Here is a 21091-nt window from a genome sequence, read left to right as displayed (position 1 = left end):
GCATTTTTGAAACTATGAAAAGATATGAGATAAAAAATTTTAATGAAATATATGACTAAGGAAAACATGGCAGGGGCGGAGAGGATCGAACTCCCAACACCCGGTTTTGGAGACCGGTGCTCTACCAATTGAACTACGCCCCTAAACAGATATAAATTGGCGGAATGGACGGGACTCGAACCCGCGACCCCCTGCGTGACAGGCAGGTATTCTAACCAGCTGAACTACCACTCCGCTAAATTTGATATTTGGCAGTGACCTACTCTCACATGGGGAATCCCCACACTACCATCGGCGTAACAACGTTTCACTTCTAAGTTCGGCAAGGAGTTAGGTGGTTCCATTGCACTATGACTGCCAAAATTTATTTTGTTAGTTTACTAATATAAATAAACTAACAAAATAAACTCATAAAAAACTTGGCGGTGCCCTACTCTCACATGGGGAATCCCCACACTACCATCGGCGTTACAGCGTTTCACTTCTGAGTTCGGCATGGTGTCAGGTGGTCCCACCGCACTATCGCCGCCAAGTTAAATTCCTCTCTCTTATATCCCGTCTCTATCTCTTCTTCAATAAAAAAACAAGCCTCTACTTCAAGTCTTCCTCTCTCTATCCTGTCCCGCTTCTTCCTCTATGCAAAACACTCAAGATTGTATGGTTAAGCCCCTCGGGAAATTAGTATGGGTTAGCTCAATATATCACTACACTTACACACCCCACCTATCTACGTCTTAGTCTCAAACATCCCTTACTAACTCTTCATTAGGGAGAACTCATCTTAAGGCAAGTTTCGTGCTTAGATGCTTTCAGCACTTATCTCTCCCGCATTTAGCTACCCAGCAATGCTTCTGGCGAAACAACTGGTACACCAGTGATGCGTCCACTCCGGTCCTCTCGTACTAGGAGCAGCCCCCCTCAATTCTCCAACGCCCACGGCAGATAGGGACCGAACTGTCTCACGACGTTCTAAACCCAGCTCGCGTACCACTTTAAATGGCGAACAGCCATACCCTTGGGACCTACTTCAGCCCCAGGATGTGATGAGCCGACATCGAGGTGCCAAACACCGCCGTCGATATGAACTCTTGGGCGGTATCAGCCTGTTATCCCCGGAGTACCTTTTATCCGTTGAGCGATGGCCCTTCCATTCAGAACCACCGGATCACTATGACCTGCTTTCGCACCTGCTCGACTTGTCCGTCTCGCAGTTAAGCTCGCTTATACCATTGCACTAACCTGACGATGTCCGACCGTCATTAGCAAACCTTCGTGCTCCTCCGTTACTCTTTGGGAGGAGACCGCCCCAGTCAAACTACCCACCAGACACTGTCCGAGTACCCGTCTCAGGTACTTCGTTAGAACATCAAACATTAAAGGGTGGTATTTCAACACCGACTCCATGCAAACTGGCGTTCACACTTCTTCGTCTCCCACCTATCCTACACATCAATATTCAATGTTCAGTGTCAAGCTATAGTAAAGGTTCACGGGGTCTTTCCGTCTAGCCGCGGGTACACCGCATCTTCACGGCGATTTCAATTTCACTGAGCCTCGGGTGGAGACAGCCTGGCCATCATTATGCCATTCGTGCAGGTCGGAACTTACCCGACAAGGAATTTCGCTACCTTAGGACCGTTATAGTTACGGCCGCCGTTTACTGGGGCTTCGATCAGCTGCTTCTCTTTCGATTACAACATCAATTAACCTTCCAGCACCGGGCAGGCATCACACCCTATACTTCCACTTTCGTGTTCGCAGAGTGCTGTGTTTTTAATAAACAGTTGCAGCCAGCTGGTATCTTCGACTTACTTCACCTTCACCCGTAAAGAGCTACAATTACCGTAAGCGCACCTTCTCCCGAAGTTACGGTGCCATTTTGCCTAGTTCCTTCACCCGAGTTCTCTCAAGCGCCTGAGTATTCTCTACCTGACCACCTGTGTCGGTTTTCAGTACGGTTCCAATAAACCTTTCGCTTAGTGGCTTTTCCTGGAAGCGTGGTATCAGTTACTTCGTCTCCTTAGAAACTCCTCTTCACCCCTCAGCGTTTAATAGAAGACCGGATTTGCCTAATCTTCCCACCTACAGGCTTAAACGACCATCCAACAGGCCGATAACCTAACCTTCTCCGTCCCCACATCGCAGTTTATCAAAGTACGGGAATATTAACCCGTTTCCCATCAACTACGCTTTTCAGCCTCGCCTTAGGGGCCGACTCACCCTGCCCCGATTAACGTTGGACAGGAACCCTTGGTCTTCCGGCGAACGGGTTTTTCACCCGTTTTATCGTTACTTATGTCAGCATTCGCACTTGTGATACGTCCAGCAAACCTCTCAATTTACCTTCTTCCGCTTACACAACGCTCCCCTACCCAACAGGAGCAACATTAATGATTCTTGTCGCTTCTCAATCCAACTCAACCTTCGTTTACTCAACCAACTCACTCCCTTCGTGAGTCGTTACCTAAAAACCATTAATGTTGCTCCTGATGCCGCAGCTTCGGTGCTATATTTCAGCCCCGTTACATCTTCCGCGCAGGCCGACTCGACTAGTGAGCTATTACGCTTTCTTTAAATGATGGCTGCTTCTAAGCCAACATCCTAGCTGTCTATGCCTTCCCACCTCGTTTCCCACTTAATATAAACTTTGGGACCTTAGCTGGCGGTCTGGGTTGTTTCCCTCTCCACGACGAACGTTAGCACCCGCCGTGTGTCTCCTATGCATTACTCTTCGGTATTCGCAGTTTGCATCGGGTTGGTAATCCGGGATGGACCCCTAGCCGAAACAGTGCTCTACCCCCAAAGGTATTCACATAAGGCTCTACCTAAATAGATTTCGGGGAGAACCAGCTATCTCCCGGTTTGATTGGCCTTTCACCCCCAGCCACACGTCATCCGCTAATTTTTCAACATTAGTCGGTTCGGTCCTCCAGTTAGTGTTACCCAACCTTCAACCTGCACATGGCTAGATCACCGGGTTTCGGGTCTATACCTTGCAACTTAACGCCCAGTTAAGACTCGGTTTCCCTTCGGCTCCCTTATTCAGTTAACCTCGCTACAAAATATAACTCGCTGACCCATTATACAAAAGGTACGCAGTCACCTCTCGGCTCCCACTGCTTGTACGCACAAGGTTTCAGGTTCTCTTTCACTCCCCTCCCGGGGTTCTTTTCGCCTTTCCTTCACAGTACTGGTTCACTATCGGTCAATCAGGAGTATTTAGCCTTGGAGGATGGTCCCCCCTTCTTCAAACAGGATTCCTCGTGTCCCGCCCTACTTCTCGTTAGCTTAGTACCACCGCGCCGCCTTAAGGTACGGGATTATCACCCTCTATGATTGAACTTCCCAGTCCATTCCCCTAACAGCTACGTTATCACTAACCGGCTCCTCCGCTTTCGCTCGCCGCTACTCACAGAATCTCTTTTGATTTCTTTTCCTCGGGTTACTTAGATGTTTCACTTCTCCCGGTTCGCCTTTCATTACTATGTGTTCATAATGAAATGATAGACTCTTCGCCTATCGGGTTTCCCCATTCGGATATCTCGGATTATTCGCTTCTTATCAACTCATCCAAGCTTTTCGCAGATTTGCACGTCCTTCTTCGCCTCTGATTGCCTAGGCATCCACCTTGTGCGCTTATTCACTTAACCATACAATCTTGAATGTTCCGCTCTATCAATAACTTCATCATCCCTTCTCGTATCTCTAGCATACTTAGCCACCTTTCAGACTAAGTATACCCTACTCAGACTTCCTCTCGAAAATCTCTCAGTTTTCAGCTTGTTTCTATATTGTTAAAGAACTTCTTTAGAGACAGCTTTAAAAAGCTATCATTATTCAATACTCTATATCTGAATACCATAATTCATGCAATACTCAATAATGATAACTCGTCACTTGGCGTAATTTGGTGGAGATAAGCGGGATCGAACCGCTGACCTCCTGCGTGCAAGGCAGGCGCTCTCCCAGCTGAGCTATATCCCCACATACACTTTGCAACTTCCCTTTTAGCTTTCACTCCAACATCTCCGTAACTTATGTCTATATATCGCCATAACTACATCTATATATGCTTGAGTGGTGGGTCTGAGTGGACTTGAACCACCGACCTCACCCTTATCAGGGGTGCGCTCTAACCACCTGAGCTACAGACCCAAAAGGATGTCTCTTACCTATCAGACAATCTGTGTGAACACTCGTGATTACTTCTCTTATAAGGAGGTGATCCAACCGCAGGTTCCCCTACGGTTACCTTGTTACGACTTCACCCCAGTCATGAACCATACCGTGGTAAACGCCCCCTTTCGTTAAGCTATCTACTTCTGGTACAACCCACTCCCATGGTGTGACGGGCGGTGTGTACAAGGCCCGGGAACGTATTCACCGCGACATTCTGATCCGCGATTACTAGCGATTCCGACTTCATGGAGTCGAGTTCCAGACTCCAATCCGGACTTAGACGTACTTTCTGAGCTTCGCTTACCCTCGCAGGCTCGCCTCCCTCTGTATACGCCATTGTAGCACGTGTGTAGCCCTACTCGTAAGGGCCATGATGACTTGACGTCATCCCCACCTTCCTCCAGTTTATCACCGGCAGTCTCCTTTGAGTTCCCACCCTAACATGCTGGCAACAAAGGATAAGGGTTGCGCTCGTTGCGGGACTTAACCCAACATTTCACAACACGAGCTGACGACAGCCATGCAGCACCTGTCTCTAAGCTCCCGTAGGCACACCACCATCTCTGGCGGCTTCTTAGGATGTCAAGAGTAGGTAAGGTTCTTCGCGTTGCATCGAATTAAACCACATGCTCCACCGCTTGTGCGGGCCCCCGTCAATTCATTTGAGTTTTAACCTTGCGGCCGTACTCCCCAGGCGGTCGATTTATCACGTTAGCTTCGGGCACCAAGTATTCACCCAATCCCCAAATCGACATCGTTTACAGCGTGGACTACCAGGGTATCTAATCCTGTTTGCTCCCCACGCTTTCGCACTCGAGCGTCAGTATCTTCCCAAGGGGCTGCCTTCGCCTTCGGTATTCCTCCACATCTCTACGCATTTCACCGCTACACGTGGAATTCTACCCCTCCCTAAAGTACTCTAGTCACCCAGTCTGAAATGCTGTTCCCAGGTTAAGCCCGGGGATTTCACACCTCACTTAAGTCACCACCTGCGTGCCCTTTACGCCCAGTCATTCCGATTAACGCTCGCACCCTCCGTATTACCGCGGCTGCTGGCACGGAGTTAGCCGGTGCTTCTTCTGTGATTATCGTCAATCAATTAATCTCTTAAACTAATCGCCTTCCTCATCACCGAAAGAACTTTACAACCCGAAGGCCTTCTTCATTCACGCGGCATGGCTGCGTCAGGGTTCCCCCCATTGCGCAATATTCCCCACTGCTGCCTCCCGTAGGAGTCTGGACCGTGTCTCAGTTCCAGTGTGGCTGGCCATCCTCTCAGACCAGCTAGAGATCGTCAGCTTGGTGAGCCCTTACCTCACCAACTACCTAATCCCACTTGGGCTCATCAAATGGCAGGTGGCCTCACAGTCCCACCCCTTTAGTCCTTAGACATTACGCGGTATTACCCACAGTTTCCCGTGGCTATCCCCCTCCATTCGCCAGATTCCCAAGCTTTACTCACCCGTCCGCCACTCGTCAGCAGAGAAAGTAATCTCCCTCCCCGTTACCGTTCGACTTGCATGTGTTAAGCCTGCCGCCAGCGTTCAATCTGAGCCATGATCAAACTCTTCAATTTAATCTCTTCGCTCAATAAATACTGACTATTTTATCCATCTTTTCTCTATGAATTTCTCTAGTTTAAGCACTTATCTTACTCTTTTAATCTCTTATTAATACAGTCTCACAAGTGCCCACACAGTTTGTCTGATAGTTTGTTAAAGAACAAAAAATAACGACACACTGCTTAACCTCTCACAACAGCGTGTCGTTGTGTGCCGTGCATTATAGGCATTTTATATTTCAATGCAAGCTTTTTTTATAATTTTTTTTAAAAATATTCTCCTTTGTCTAAAATAAAAACTATTTGCTCAATTTTCCTACATTTATCTGAGTAAAAATCTATTCAATTACAAAATACAAGTTTTATTTTTGTCTAGTTGCTTGGTCTCAATCAGACAATATCACTAAATTCTCAAATTCCCCAAAATCTAAAATTTGTTGAACAGACTTATCATCTTCAAGAGGTTTAGTACAAAAAATCAAATTTTTTTTCTGAATTTTTGACCGCACTTCTATACCTTTTAATAAAAATTTAACCCGTTTCGCAATTGCCTTACCAGAACTCACAAAAAATTTTACCTGCGGTAAACAGCATTCTATTTCCTCTTTGATTAGAGGAAAATGTGTACACCCCAATACAACAGAATCAAGTGATTTCATAGTTTTCCATGGACTAAGTTCTTGTTTTAGGACATTAAGATCAACTTCACCGCCTCGTAATTTTTGCTCCGCAATCTCTACCAACTTAGTGCTACCAATTTTTTCCACCATGCAATGATATGCATAATTTTTAATCAAATCATTAACATAAGTTCTTTTTATAGTTCCTTTCGTCGCAATCAAACCAATATGTTTTGTTTCTGACATTTCTGCAGCAGGCTTGATCGCAGGTACGGTTCCCACGATGGGAATAGAAAAATTCCGGCGTAATTCAGGCAAAACAACCGTACTTGCCGTATTACAAGCAATTACAATTAAATCTAAGGGATAAGTTTGATTGATTTTCTGACAAATTCTTAAAGTGCGGTCAATAATATCTTTTTCGTCCTTTTCTGAATAAGGAAAAAATCCGTTATCAAAACCATATAAATAATGACAATCCGGTAAAAGTTGTTTAGTTTCTTTATAAACACTCAACCCACCTACACCTGAATCAAAAAATAAAATTGTTGGTTGTATTGAGAACCTCATAAAATTTTCCTAAAAATTGACCGCTCTTTACTTATATAATTCTCAGTTCCACAAAAGTTAAATGTTCACTTACGCATTGGTATAAATTTCTTTATTTTTAAGCCAACGCTGAATGAGGTCATCTGCTAACTTTGGAGATCGTGTAATTAATAGACGGGCATAATGTTGAACAGTAGGCAGCATTTTACGATCTCGTATTAAATCAGCCACTTTAAACTCTGCAACACCCGTCTGTTTGGTACCTAAAACTTCTCCCGGTCCACGAATTTCTAAATCTTGCTCAGAAATAAAAAAGCCATCTTGACTTGAACGCATTACTTCTAAACGTTTTCTCGATACTTTACTCAAAGGTGATTTATACATTAAAACACAATAGGATGCCGTACTACCACGCCCAACCCGACCACGCAATTGATGTAATTGTGCCAAACCTAATCGTTCCGCATTTTCAATAATCATTAAACTCGCATTAGGTACATCAACCCCGACTTCAATTACTGTTGTAGCGACCAACAAATTCAATTCAGCATTTTTAAATTGCCTCATTACTTCTTGCTTTTCACTCACTTTCATTCTGCCATGTATCAAACCAATCCGTAGTACCGGCAAGGCTTTTTGTAGATCCTCTGCAATACTTTCTGCTGCTTGGGCTTCTAATACTTCACTTTCATCAATCAAAGTACAAACCCAATACGCTTGGCGTTTTTCATTAACACAAGCATTATACACCCTAGCGACGATTTCGGTTCTGCGTTCTTCAGATACCGCAATAGTTTGAATTGGTGTTCTTCCCGGAGGTAACTCATCAATAATTGAAGTATCTAAATCTGCATAGGCTACCATTGCCAATGTACGAGGAATAGGTGTTGCAGTCATAATTAATTGATGTGGATAAATACCGGCATACTTTCCTTTTTCACGCAACATCAGGCGTTGATGTACACCAAAGCGATGTTGTTCATCAATAACAACTAATACCAGTTCGGCAAACTTGACATCATCTTGAAACAAGGCATGAGTACCAACAACCATTTGTATATTGCCTTGGGATATCTCCTCCAATGTGGCTTGACGAAATTTGCCTTTTACTTTTCCTGTCAAACAACCCACTCTTATTCCTAACGGTTCAAACCAACGTTGGAAATTTGCAGTATGTTGCTCTGCCAAAATTTCAGTCGGCACCATGAGTGCTACCTGTTTACCGTTATCAATAGCAGTTAATGCAGCTAAGGCAACAACTAAAGTTTTACCGGAGCCAACATCGCCTTGTACCAAACGCATCATTGGGAAAGAACGTCCCAGATCATATTCAATTTCAGCAACAACTCTTTGTTGTGCATTTGTCGGTTGATATGGCAATAAATCAAGAAAATTTTGCTTCAATGCTGTTTGATAACGTAAGGGTAAAGCTGAAAAATGTTGAGATCCGCACCGCACTTTTTGCATAGCAAGATTATGTGCTAATAATTCTTCAAAAATTAAACGTAACTGTGCAGGGTGTTTTCCTTGCTCCAACAATTCCAAAGAAATATCTGGTGGTGGGCGATGTAAAACGTAAATGGCCTGTTTTAAACTAAAATCATGGGGATTAAAAGCTCTAGGCAATAATTCCGCTAATGGCATTTTTTCTAGCAACGCTAATGCCTGCTCAGTCAACTTTCGTAATGTATTTTGCTTCAAACCTTCCGTTGTCGCATAAATTGGGGTGAGCGTTTCTGCTAACTGAAGAGGTCTATTATCACGAATAATTTCATACTCAGGGTGATGAATTTCAGCCATAAATCGACCACGCTTAATTTCCCCAAAGGCTTTCACCCTCGCTCCAAGCTGAAAGCCATTTTTCATACCTGCATTAAAATTAAAAAAGCGTAAGGCAATTTTGGCAGTACCGTCAGAAAGCGTCACCACAAGAACTGGACGACGACCAAATTGAATATCACAAGTTTGTACTATTCCTTCAATTGTCGCATGTTGATCAATACGAAGATCAATAATAGGGGTAATACGGGTACGATCTTCATAACGAATAGGCAAATGAAACAGAAGATCTTGCAGGCTAAAAAGCCCAATTCTACCTAATTTTTCTGCTATTGCGGCACCGACACCCGACAAAGAAGTAAGTGGAATAGCGTCTAAGAATTGTCCACCCATTAATTATTAATGTTGCGTTTGACAGATAAAAAGCCAGGAACACTTTTAATCTTACGCATAATTTGCTCCAAATGTTCTGTGTTCTTCACGGTTAATAAAATAACAATTTGGTAAAGGCGACCGTCTTGCTCTTCCGTCCAAATGCTATGAATGCGACTATCCAAAGAAGAAATCATTGACATTAAATGAGGTAAAGCACCCTGTTGGTTTAGTAATTCAATACGCAACTCAGTTTCAAACTCAATCGAGGTATCTTCATCCTCCCATTGTACCTGCATATAATGTTCAGTATTCTCTTTACGTTTTTTCAAATTAGCGCAATCCTTATGATGAATAACAAGCCCTTTCCCTGAACTCGTATAAGCCACAATTGGATCTCCCGGAATAGGATGACAACATTGCCCAAAGGTTGTTGATAAACCTTCAGAGCTCTTAATTTGCAATAATTCCGTATTATTTTTAGGATTACCATCCGTATCAATTTTCAATGGCTCACCCACCAATCGATAAGCAATTGCTCCACTAATCTGATTTCCTAAACCAATTTCCATCAGCAAGTCATTAAAACTCGTTAATTTCAAATCATCTAAAACTTCTTGCACAATGTGCGGTGGAATATCACTAAGTTTTTTAGGTAAAAGTGCCTGCAGTAATTGGCGTTTGCCTAAATTAACAGCATCATCGGCACCTAACGATTTCAATGCTTGGCGAATACTTGTGCGAGCTTTCGCTGTCACAACAAAATTTAGCCACCCCGAATTTGGTTTTGAATTTTCATCGATACTAATATCAATCGTTTGACCTGATTGTAATGCAAAGGAAAGCGGATAAGGTTTACGATCAACAGTAGCTGCCACGCAATGATGTCCAACATCTGTATGTACCGCATAAGCAAAATCGACCGCAGTTGCACCTTTAGGCAACTCAACAATACGTCCTTTAGGGGTAAATACATAGATTTCTTTAGGAAAGAACTCTGATTTTACGCTTTCAATAAACTCAAAAGAATTACCAACACTTTGCTGTAATTCCACAAGACTTCGCAACCAACGCTGAGCTCGAATTTGTGCCGTTGTACTGTCATTTCGTCCTGATTGCTTATATGCCCAATGTGCTGCCACACCCATTTCCGCCATCCGATCCATTTCTTCCGTACGAATTTGTACTTCGACAGGTACACCGTGTGGTCCAATCATAGATGTATGCAAAGATTGATAGCCATTGGCTTTAGGTACAGCAATATAGTCCTTCACCCGTCCCGGACGCGGCTTATACAAACTGTGCATTTGACCAAGTACTCGATAGCAAGTATCCACATCCTTTACCACCGTCCGGAAAGCATAAATATCCATAATGGAATGAAACTGCTGATCTTTCAATCGCATTTTTTGGTAAATAGCATAAAGATGTTTTTCACGACCAAATACTCGTGCCGTAATGCCTACCTCCGTCAAGCGTCCTTTAATATCTGAAGCGATACACTCAATCATATCCTTACGATTACCACGAGCAATTTGAATCACTTTTCGTAATACCGCATAACGTTGAGGGTACATTGCTTCAAAACCTAAATCTTCTAATTCATTTTTAATGTGCTCTATCCCTAAACGATGAGCTAAAGGAGCATAAATTTCTAGGGTTTCTTTCGCAATCCGACGGCGTTTCTCCGGTCTTAAAGCACCCAGTGTACGCATATTATGAGTACGGTCGGCTAGCTTAATCAACACAACACGAATATCCTTTGTCATTGCCAAAATCATTTTGCGAAAATTCTCTACTTCCGCTTCTTTACGTGTACGAAATTTCAATTTATCTAATTTCGAAACACCCTCCACAATTTCAGCAACACTCGCACCAAACTCTTCTTTTAATTGCTCTTCAGTATAAGGCGTCTCCTCAATTACATCATGCAATAACGCTGCAACCACTGCTTCATGATCCAAATGCATTTCTGCAATAATAGAAGCAACGGCAACCGGATGAGTAATATAAGGTTCGCCACTAGCCCTCGCTTGTCCTTCGTGAGCATCTCTTGCAATAACAAAAGCATGCCGAACTAACTCAATTTGTGACGGAGACAAATATCCTCTGATAATTTTCTCTAAACTCTCAAATAAATACAAAAGACACCTGACTATTGATTAATATGCAAAAAAGATTGAAATGTACTTGATAAAGTTTACAAAAAAGAACTGCACTTTACTTAATTATTTTGATATAACAGCGATATTGTATTCAATTCAGCAGTTTCTTGTTCTAATGCCTCACGACGCTCATGAGCGTTCATAATATCGTTATTAATTAATCCTTTCTCAATTTCACGCAACGCAATGACTGTCGGTTTATCATTATCTTCCGGCACTAAAGGTTCACGCTTATGTAATTGCAATTCTCTCGCACGGCGAGCCGCAGTTAAAATTAAATCAAAACGATTACCTACTTTTTCTACCGCATCTTGTACTGTTACTCGAGCCATAATTTCTCCATTAATGTATTCACAAAAAACGCTCTCATGATACTAAAACCAAAATTATTTTACTAGTAATTGATGAATTAAAGCCGCATTTTGCGTTTTTTGATAATTTACAGTCAATCGTTCAGCTCGCAAAATATGTTCTAAATCTACTAATGCTTGATCAAAATCAGCATTAATAATGACATAATCATATTCATCATAATGGGAGATTTCATCCGCTGCCTTTTCCATTCTCTTTGCAATAATGTCTTGACTATCTTGACCACGCCCAATCAAACGCTTCTCTAAAGCAGAAATAGAAGGAGGCAAAATAAAAATACTTTTAACATCAGGACGTTTTTCTCGAATTTGTCTTGCTCCCTGCCAATCAATATCCAAGAATACATCTATACCTGCCGCTAAATTTTTCTCAATATTCAGTAATGACGTACCATAATAATTCCCACCGAATACTTTCGCATATTCTAAAAATGAGTTTTCTAAAATAAGCTGTTCAAATTTTTCATGTGAAACAAAGTGATAATGCACCCCATCAATTTCACCCGGTCTTGGGGATCTTGTTGTATGTGATATGGACACCGTCATACTATCGTTTTTATCCCGTTCCAATAATGCTGAAATCAAAGAAGATTTCCCTGCTCCGCTTGGGGCAGAAATAATATATAAATTTCCCCTACACATAATGACTCCCATAAAATTTTTATAACACCTATTATGCCGATAAATCAAAAAAAAATCAGCAAAATGACCGCTCTTTTGCTGATTTTTAATAAAAAAGGAATAGATTGCCTAATCTAATATATAAGCTTCAATCGTGTGTTGAGGTTTCTGTTCGCTAACAGGAGGCAGTTCCATATAATCACCATAATACATGGTCAAATGTTCATGATAACCGTTCATAACAGGAAACTTACTCTCTTCAAAATCCAAATAAACAACGGAGTTAAAATATTTTTTAGGCATATAAGACTTCTTCCAGCCACCATAATCTGATAAAACAAGTCCTATATATTCAGCCTCATCAATAGGATATTTGTCTTGAAATTGTTTTAAATTTAACATCATCTTATTAAATAAATACTGGGATAATCTAAAAAATATAGACTGAATTAAACTCTCATTATTAGCTTTATACCATCTCTTACGACAAGATGAAAACCTCAATTTAAGGCGACGATGTTTCTTCATAACTTTATAAATCACCGCCGGGGCATTTGGCACACTATCATAAATAAAAATATCTATAAATATGCCACTTTTTCTTCCTTTCGTATCTATGATTAAAGTATTTTTATCAAAAATTTTTGTCATCTCCCCTGGAAACATACCATGAATATCCTCCGCTAAAGATAATTCATATTTATCATGCGTCTCACTTTTCCAAATATTAACAAATTTTTGATAATGATCACGATGCATATAGACATCAATATCATCATCCCATGGAATAAATCCTTTGTGTCTTACTGCACCGATTAATGTGCCTCCGCCTAAGGAATATTGAATATCATTTTTAGCACATAATTGATCAAAATATTTCAAAATATCTAATGATGCCAATTGAAGTTCTCTCAATGATAATTTTTTCATACTATTTACCTTTTAAATGATGAAATATAAATTCATACTCGGATAAATTATCTATTTCATAAGCTTCCTTTATATTCAAAAGCTTTACACCAATATCCAATTCTTTAAGATTTTCCATTGGAATATTATCCCAATACAATGATGAATCAAGTAATAAATTTTCATTATTCACATAATCAGCCAGAAATGATTTTATTTTAACTGCGTCATTATTTGACCAAAAAGAGACACCCAGTAAACTCGGCAACTCCAAACTGTCAATAATAATATCAATAACTCGGTTATCTTTTACTATCGGAATCCATTCTTTATTATGACTTTTATTTCGTTGAATTAAAAAATATTGACTTCGTTTTAATTTATCATTAAAAATATTGCTAAAAAGCGTCACATCGCTGTCAATAACAAAACTTTCTCCGAAATGCTCAATAGCACAATGAAAAGAATAGATATTATTGTACTTTTTATAAAACTTATTATAAATAAGATTAACCCCGTATTTACCACTTAAAAAATCAAACTGCTCAGAAAAATAACCTGTTACAATGTGAATTTCATGAATACCTGCTTGCTTTAAATAAATAATTGTTTGCTCAATATTAGGAATTCCATTAGGTAACGGAAGTAAAGCCTTATGCTTCTTCTGCGTAATCTCTCTAAAACGACTTCCTAAACCTGCCGCTAAAATAATGGCATTCATTTTTCTTCTCCTTTCGCCACAATAAAAATATTCATCAATACAATTATTCCAATCATAAGCAGAAAGATACTAATTTCCTTTGATAAAAGAACCGCACTTAATACAATCGCCCAAAGACTATATGTAATATTTAATGCCATTGCTCTAATTGGATTCAAAATTGCAATTGATTTATAATATAGAAAATAAGAAAATCCTGAGGAAATAATAACTATCCACTCCAATTTCCATAGATTTACATCCTTAAAAAAATTAAAATCAATTAAATTGTCATAAGTTCCATAAAAAAACATGAAAAGAATAATAAGAAAATATCCTAAAGACGATCCTATTTGTCTAAATAAATAAACTTGATCGGATAAATAGTGTTGCATGACATAACTGGAAATCACAATTTCAAGTGCCCAACATAATGCACAAGAAAAAGCAAAAATAATGCCTAAAATCCTGATTTCTGAATTTTCACCTTGATACATGACAGGCATTAATAATAAGACAATAAAAACAAAAGAAAATAGTGTTCTTCTTGATGCTTTCACAGCTAAAAACTTGATGGATAAAATAGATGCTATAATTGGATAACAAATTGAAATCGTCGCCGCATAACTCACTCCAACATATTGTAAGGACTGTAAATAGCAAATCATCCCAACAGGACCACCCAAACAACCTCCCAAAATCGCTAACAAAGAAACCTTATTAAAGTGCGGTAATAATTTTCTTTTTATCAAATAACCATAAGCCATTAACAGCAAAGTAATCTCAGCAATACTTAATATAATAATATTTAATGCAAACGCATTCAGCATTGGGAAATCTAGATATAATTTTTCGTAAGAAATTCCTGATATTGCCCAAAATAAACCGGATAATAATCCACAAAAATAACCGACATGAACTAATCGTTTATCTTCACTAAATAAACCCATTTTTCACCAACTCCTTCATCAGTTCATAAGCACGATTTATTCTTGTTGAGGCATAATTTTCAAATTTCTCATTATTTTCTTCTTTTATCAAAGTCCATAAAAACCATAAAACATCTTGGGTAAATTGATGAAATAGTATTTCCATACGAGACTTTTCAAAATCCAGATGATGATCATAATGAACAAGGAAATATTTTTGTTTTTCTTCTGGTATTCTCGACTCAAGAAAAAAAGCCGCTACATCAAATAACGGAGCATTCATTCCTGAATATTCCCAATCAATAAAAAATAATTTATTGTTTTTCATTAAAATATTCTCAGGAACAAGATCATTATGGCAAGGACATTTGATGTTATAAAAAGAATTATTCTTTGAAATTTTAATAAAAAATTCGTATATCAATGGAATATTTTTATTAAAGCAGAAAAATCCATTCTTATCTTTTAATAAGTCAAAATATTGTTGAAAAGTTTCAAATACATTAAATTCATTATTAAATTGAATATCTGAATGATGTAATTTATATAATTCTTTTGAGATGAGAAATAAATATTCATATTGATGAATATTATTATGATTAAAATTGATACCTTTTTCTAAAAACTTCGTTATTTTAATACCATTATCAGCATTAAAATAAATTGTTTCAACATTAAATTCTGCCTGAGACATCAATATACTATTATTCATTTCATAGTGCCTTGAAATCAAATTCGATGTCATTACCCCTGGCAGACGCAATACATATTTTTCATTATCAACATAAAGGAGATAATTCTTGTTGGTCATTCCTCCTAAAAGAGAAAAATTTATGCTATGACTTTTCGGAAAAACTTCCTTTACTATGGAAAATAAACGTTCATTTGGTTGGTTGGTTGGTTGGTTGGTTGGTTGGTTGGTTGGTTGGTTGGTTGGTTGGTTGGTTGGTTGGTTGGTTGGTTGGTTGGTTGGTTGGTTGGTTGGTTAACATGATATTCTTCCTATTTCCATATGAAAAGTCATTTTCCGCTTAACGATGAAACATAAATCTCCGCACATACTACACTAAAAAATCAATGTGGTACAAACATTATCAACTTTGACGTGGATCATAAAAAATCTATATATGCCGGATTTACTCTAGAGACACTATAATCAAAGAAGAATTTATGCTATAATCTACCCCAGCCTGAAAACTAGAAAGACTAAGCACTTCTGTAAAGCATCGAGTTTCGTTTAACTTAAAATATTATAGGTGAAAATATTATGACAATTAAAATTGGTATTAATGGTTTCGGTCGTATCGGTCGTATCGTATTTCGTGCAGCACAAACTCGTGATGACATTGAGGTAGTTGGTATTAACGATCTAATTGATGTTGAATATATGGCTTATATGCTTAAATATGATTCAACTCATGGTCGTTTTGATGGTACAGTTGAAGTCAAAGATGGAAACTTAGTGGTTAATGGTAAAGCGATTCGTGTTACATCAGAGCGTGACCCTGCTAATTTAAAATGGAATGAGCTCGGTGTTGATGTTGCTGTTGAAGCGACAGGTTTATTCTTAGATGACGCAACTGCTCGTAAACATATTACCGCAGGTGCGAAAAAAGTTGTTTTAACCGGTCCATCTAAAGATGCAACGCCAATGTTTGTTAACGGCGTAAACTTTGATGCGTATGCCGGTCAAGACATTGTTTCTAATGCTTCTTGTACAACAAACTGTTTAGCACCGTTAGCTAAAGTTATCAATGACAAATTCGGTATCAAAGACGGTTTAATGACAACAGTTCATGCAACAACAGCAACCCAAAAAACTGTTGATGGCCCTTCTGCAAAAGACTGGCGTGGAGGTCGTGGTGCGGCACAAAATATTATCCCTTCTTCAACAGGTGCGGCAAAAGCTGTTGGTAAAGTTATCCCTGCATTGAATGGTAAATTAACAGGTATGGCATTCCGTGTTCCTACACCAAACGTTTCCGTCGTTGATTTAACTGTAAACTTGGAAAAACCGGCAACTTATGCAGAAATCTGTGCAGAAATCAAACGTGCTTCTGAAAATGAAATGAAAGGTGTATTAGGTTATACTGAAGACGCTGTAGTTTCTACTGATTTCAACGGTTGTAGCTTGACTTCTGTATTCGATGCGGCAGCAGGTATTGCATTAACTGATACTTTCGTTAAATTAGTTTCTTGGTATGATAATGAAACTGGCTACTCAAATAAAGTATTAGATTTAGTTGCTCATGTACATAACTACAAAGGCTAAGTGCGACAAGTGTTGTGCTTACTGGGGTTAAGTCCTTATATATCAAGGATTTAACTCAATTAAGAGAAAGCTATGTAATGTAGCTTTCTCTTGACTATCCAGATCTTCTCGGGAAGAGTTTGGGTAGCAGACTAGAAAAGGAGCGTTGCTCAAGATCTAGTTCTAAGTTGGTAAGAATATCTCCAACTTTATGCGGTAATAAGGTATGGTCTTCACTTTTATGTACTTAATATTTAGATAAATATTAAGAGGAGTAAGCAAGCAAGATCCGTTATCGAAAGATAGGACTACCGTTAGTCGCCTATTTATAGAGTGACTTGGGTCAAATCCAAAACGTCATATCGTCCATAAAGAATGATTATTCAACCCTACTATAAATAAAGTCCGAAAGATACCGTAGCAATCTGAAACGGTTCGAGTATAAGAAAGTGGAATTTCTTCTATTTGGTTGCCACCTTTACACTTATCTTTATTTACTGTACTTCGGGATATTCTTTTATTAAGAAACACCCTCAGCAACTTGAAAGTAATAGTTGCCCGTGAATGGCTTGCGGAACAGCACTGCTACTTCTCGGTCTAAAATTTACCCAAATCCCCTTTCATTGAAATAATCATTACTAACAAATGAGTTTTTATTTGTTAAAGGTTAGTTATTTCCTATTAGAGGATTAAACGTAAACAAAGTACTATCAAAGTACTATTAAACATTTGTTTAATGGATAAAGTAAGTTTTAAAGCAAACCAGCAAGGGCTTATTTATTGCTGTATTAGGTAACAACTTAGTTAAGTATGAGTAAGCTGTTATTACTATTGTTACAATTTGTTTCAACGTTGATATATGCAGTTGCGAAGAAATAAATGAGTGTAACCTGTTATATGACTAACAGTAACCTAGGGATAGTGCATAATTGGCAACGATTTTGTGCGGAGCTTCCTGACAATGTACCCCCGATAAGGTTATTAATACTGTGAAGTATTAATAAGAGACTCGAAACGACCATTGGGTTGAGGGACTAGGTTGGATAGAAAGATAAACGTAAGTGAATAGTCGTAATTCTCGTTATGTAGAACAAGCCTACGGTCGCTATCGGCTTGAACCAAAAGGTATGCAGTGGGTTATCTCATTTTAGCCTTGGGATACGTCATCATAAACACTGTCGGGAAAAAAGACTATATCTTCCCTATCCATGTAGTAATAATGGAACTTGGTAAGCCTATATCTCCGCCTGAAAAATGGCAGGCAACGCGTAAGCAATGCTGTTGGTGGTGTAGGTAAAAGAAGTTAGAGAAAGCGAAGGTTGTACTGTAATGGTGCAAATAGGGTATGAAATATGACCTAACCCGAAAGGGTGCAGACTTCTAACCGGTCTTTCATCGCAAGATGTCTGACAAATTCCTTTAAAATTTGACGGGATAAAAGCGAGCGTTGGCTTGCAGATTGAAAACCAATCAAATAAAACCAACGCACGCACTCTTTATCCTTAGTGATTCAAGAGTGTAAGTTTATTGGTAACCATAGCAACTCTTGAAGTGTCCAAACAGAAAGAGGAACGATTAATTTACCAAGAAAACTTATCTCTCAACGGAGGTAAGTATGAAAGAGCAAACTCATCATACTAAGAAATTAGTAAGCAGTCTAGCTCCAGCGACCTCACATATATCGCAATGGCATTATATCAATTGGTATAAAGCAAACCGATATGTGAAAGGAATGCAGGTGCGGATTGCGAAGGCAACACAGGAAAGCAATTGGCGTAAGGTTAAAAACTTACAACGAATGCTTACCCACTCGTTTTATGCAAAAGCATTAGCAGTACGACGGGTGACGGAAAATACAGGCAAACGAACCGCTGGTATTGATAAACGGATTTGGGATACACCTGAATCCAAATGGATTGCTATACAAGATCTATCAAGTAAAGGGTATCAACCTAAACCATTAAGACGGGTTTTCATTCCAAAGTCAAATGGGAAGAAACGTCCATTAGGCATACCCACGATGAAAGATAGAGCAATGCAAATGTTGTATTTACTAGCATTGCAACCCATAGCAGAAACAACAGCAGACAATAATTCGTATGGATTTAGATTAAACCGTTCAACGGCAGATGCTATATCACATATACATAGTATATTTTCAACAAAAGGAAACCAATCTCGTCAAATGGCAGAATGGGTACTGGATGCAGATATACATGGTTGTTTTGATTTTATTAACCACGACTGGCTACTCAAGCATATTCCAATGAATAAGCGAATACTCAAGAAATGGTTAAAATCAGGTGTTGTTGAGTTCGGTCAACTAAAACCAACAACGGAGGGGACACCGCAAGGTGATATTATCTCTCCAACGTTGGCAAATATGGCGTTAGATGGGTTAGAAAAAGAGCTAATCAAGCACTTTGGTGCAAAGAATAGTCTTAAAATAGCAAAACATCGGACATACCTCGTTAGGTATGCAGATGACTTTATTATTTCAGGTATATCAAAAGAATTACTGGAAGAACAAGTTATCCCTATGGTGAAAAACTTTCTTGCAGAAAGAGGGCTTTCCTTATCGGAAAGTAAAACCAAGGTAGTGCATATCGAACACGGATTTGACTTTTTAGGTTGGACTGTTAAACGTTTTGATAAAAAATTGATTATTAAACCAAGTAAGAAAAATGCAAAAGCATTTTACGACAAGGTAAAACAATCAATTTCAAAAATGAAAATGGCGAAACAAGATGACCTAATAAAAGTATTAAATCCAATGATAAGAGGTTGGACAAACTATCATAAACACGTTGTGGCTAAAGTGATATTTAACCGAATGGATAGTTTAATTTGGAAAGCCTTATGGCGTTGGTGCAGACGAAGACATCCAAACAAAGGAAAAATTTGGATTAAAGAGAAATACTTTTATTCAAATGCAACTCGGAATTGGATTTTCGGCACAGTCACCAACAGCAATAAAGAAGAACAAATCCCAATAAATTTACTCTATTGTGGATATGTGAAAATTAAGCGACACAGAAAGATAAAATCACAATACAAACCATTTTTACCTGAATGGGAAATGTATGGAGAAAACCTTGCTCAAGCCAGAATGTATGATGAACAATCACACAGACAGCAATGGCAAGCTCTTTACAAAGAGCAGAAAGGAAAATGTGCATTGTGTAATACGTCAATAACGAAAGAAAGCGGCTGGCACGATCATCATATAATTTACAAAATGTATGGTGGAACAGATTCACTAAATAACAGATGTTTAGTACATCCTGAGTGTCACCAACAAATTCATCGCCTGAATTTGAACGTTGCGAAACCGACTGCGTAGCAGTTAATAGAAAGGCTTGAGCTGTATGCAGAGAAATTTGCTTGTACAGTTCTTAGGGGGCTAAGTTGTAGTAATACAACTTGGCTACCCGATTTAAAACCTTCGCAAAAAAACCGCTCTTTAGGAGCGGTTTTTTTATAATATTCGATTTGCTGATATATTCTATATCGTAATAACGATCTAAATTGACGTTGGTTATACAAATTCAATATAGAGTTTAAATATACCGCACCATTCGTATGAGTATGCTTATGCAAGGACTTGTGTAAAAGCTAAAGCTTAAAACGATAAATTACTTGATTGGCGGATCCTCGCCAAATCAAACTTGGATCGGCTTTTTCTTGCTCAAACTTACCATCAATTAACACATCAATGTAAGGCAACATTTTCCGTTGCAATTCATCAAGCTCCGCTAATAAATAACCTGTCCATAGCCAAATATCTTTATCAGGACATTCCTTTTTTACTCTCTGCACAAAAGGCAAAAGTGCGGTAATATTTTGAGGATGTAAAGGATCACCGCCTGTTAAACTCAATCCTTGTCGACGAATGCGTCTATCCTGTAGATCTCGAATAATTTGATCTTCCATCTCTCGATCAAATAATACTCCAGCCCTAAATGACCAACTCTTTTGGTTGTAACACCCTTTGCAAGCATGGGAGCAACCACTGACAAACAAAGTACATCTTGTGCCTTCGCCATTTACAACATCAATCGGATAATATTGCAGATAATTCATAA

General features: G+C 39.0%; 13 protein-coding genes, 4 tRNA genes and 4 rRNA genes. 3 read left to right on the top strand and 18 right to left on the bottom strand.

Annotation, left to right across the window (positions count from 1 at the left end; all coding sequences use genetic code 11):
- Positions 1–67: 67 nt before the first annotated feature.
- From HSM_RS02795 to HSM_RS02715, 17 genes are all read right to left on the bottom strand, one after another.
- A tRNA-Trp gene (locus HSM_RS02795) sits at positions 68–143 on the bottom strand.
- A 14-nt stretch (positions 144–157) separates the two neighbouring features.
- A tRNA-Asp gene (locus HSM_RS02790) sits at positions 158–234 on the bottom strand.
- A gap of 12 nt (positions 235–246) precedes the next feature.
- Positions 247–362 (bottom strand): 5S ribosomal RNA (gene rrf / locus HSM_RS02785).
- 55 nt (positions 363–417) lie between these two features.
- Positions 418–533 (bottom strand): 5S ribosomal RNA (gene rrf, locus HSM_RS02780).
- Between the two features lie 124 nt (positions 534–657).
- Positions 658–3650: ribosomal RNA gene (locus tag HSM_RS02775) — 23S ribosomal RNA — on the bottom strand.
- Positions 3651–3908: 258 nt separating this feature from the next.
- Positions 3909–3984: transfer RNA gene (locus HSM_RS02770), tRNA-Ala, on the bottom strand.
- 94 nt (positions 3985–4078) lie between these two features.
- Positions 4079–4155, bottom strand: a tRNA-Ile gene (locus HSM_RS02765).
- Between the two features lie 59 nt (positions 4156–4214).
- Positions 4215–5755: ribosomal RNA gene (locus HSM_RS02760) — 16S ribosomal RNA — on the bottom strand.
- The 16S, 23S and 5S rRNA genes sit together here with 4 tRNA genes alongside, the layout of an rRNA operon.
- A gap of 371 nt (positions 5756–6126) precedes the next feature.
- Positions 6127–6930, bottom strand: coding sequence for a glutamate racemase (gene murI, locus HSM_RS02755; RefSeq protein ID WP_012341383.1), 804 nt, complete (start codon positions 6928–6930; stop codon positions 6127–6129).
- A 69-nt stretch (positions 6931–6999) separates the two neighbouring features.
- Entirely contained in the window at positions 7000–9081 is a 2082-nt protein-coding gene (gene recG, locus HSM_RS02750; protein ID WP_012341381.1) for an ATP-dependent DNA helicase RecG, read from the bottom strand.
- Positions 9081–11204, bottom strand: a complete 2124-nt coding sequence (gene spoT / locus HSM_RS02745) for a bifunctional GTP diphosphokinase/guanosine-3',5'-bis pyrophosphate 3'-pyrophosphohydrolase (RefSeq protein WP_012341380.1) — start codon at positions 11202–11204, stop codon at positions 9081–9083. Before spoT ends, recG begins: the two co-directional genes overlap by 1 nt.
- 80 nt (positions 11205–11284) lie before the next feature.
- Complete coding sequence (gene rpoZ / locus HSM_RS02740; protein ID WP_011609609.1) at positions 11285–11557, bottom strand: DNA-directed RNA polymerase subunit omega; 273 nt, start codon at positions 11555–11557, stop codon at positions 11285–11287.
- Positions 11558–11611: 54 nt separating this feature from the next.
- Positions 11612–12238, bottom strand: a complete 627-nt coding sequence (gene gmk, locus HSM_RS02735; RefSeq protein WP_012341379.1) for a guanylate kinase — start codon at positions 12236–12238, stop codon at positions 11612–11614.
- 108 nt (positions 12239–12346) lie between these two features.
- Entirely contained in the window at positions 12347–13147 is an 801-nt protein-coding gene (locus HSM_RS02730) for a LicD family protein (RefSeq protein ID WP_012341378.1), read from the bottom strand.
- A gap of 1 nt (position 13148) precedes the next feature.
- On the bottom strand, positions 13149–13847 hold the full coding sequence (locus HSM_RS02725; protein ID WP_012341377.1) for an NTP transferase domain-containing protein: 699 nt from the start codon (positions 13845–13847) through the stop codon (positions 13149–13151).
- Complete coding sequence (locus HSM_RS02720; protein WP_012341376.1) at positions 13844–14776, bottom strand: DMT family transporter; 933 nt, start codon at positions 14774–14776, stop codon at positions 13844–13846. Before HSM_RS02720 ends, HSM_RS02725 begins: the two co-directional genes overlap by 4 nt.
- Entirely contained in the window at positions 14763–15566 is an 804-nt protein-coding gene (locus HSM_RS02715; RefSeq protein WP_012341375.1) for a choline kinase family protein, read from the bottom strand. Before HSM_RS02715 ends, HSM_RS02720 begins: the two co-directional genes overlap by 14 nt.
- 55 nt (positions 15567–15621) lie before the next feature.
- Between HSM_RS02715 and HSM_RS11085 the strand changes: the two genes are divergently transcribed.
- The 3 genes from HSM_RS11085 (at position 15622) to ltrA (ending at position 20349) form a co-directional block, all read left to right on the top strand.
- Positions 15622–15744, top strand: coding sequence for a hypothetical protein (locus tag HSM_RS11085; protein ID WP_265468971.1), 123 nt, complete (start codon positions 15622–15624; stop codon positions 15742–15744).
- Positions 15745–16022: 278 nt separating this feature from the next.
- Positions 16023–17027 (top strand): type I glyceraldehyde-3-phosphate dehydrogenase, encoded by a 1005-nt coding sequence (gene gap / locus HSM_RS02710; protein WP_011609617.1) that lies wholly within the window; start codon positions 16023–16025, stop codon positions 17025–17027.
- A gap of 1594 nt (positions 17028–18621) precedes the next feature.
- Positions 18622–20349, top strand: a complete 1728-nt coding sequence (gene ltrA, locus HSM_RS02705) for a group II intron reverse transcriptase/maturase (protein WP_012341372.1) — start codon at positions 18622–18624, stop codon at positions 20347–20349.
- Between the two features lie 272 nt (positions 20350–20621).
- Here ltrA and nrdG read toward each other — a convergent pair whose 3' ends face one another.
- Positions 20622–21089, bottom strand: a complete 468-nt coding sequence (gene nrdG, locus HSM_RS02700; RefSeq protein ID WP_012341371.1) for an anaerobic ribonucleoside-triphosphate reductase-activating protein — start codon at positions 21087–21089, stop codon at positions 20622–20624.
- Between the last annotated feature and the right edge of the window lie 2 nt (positions 21090–21091).

It is taken from the genome of Histophilus somni 2336 (genome assembly GCF_000019405.1).
GTDB lineage: Bacteria > Pseudomonadota > Gammaproteobacteria > Enterobacterales > Pasteurellaceae > Histophilus > Histophilus somni.
The sequence above is the reverse complement of the archived record's forward strand: the minus strand, read 5'-3'. Positions and strand labels throughout refer to the sequence as shown.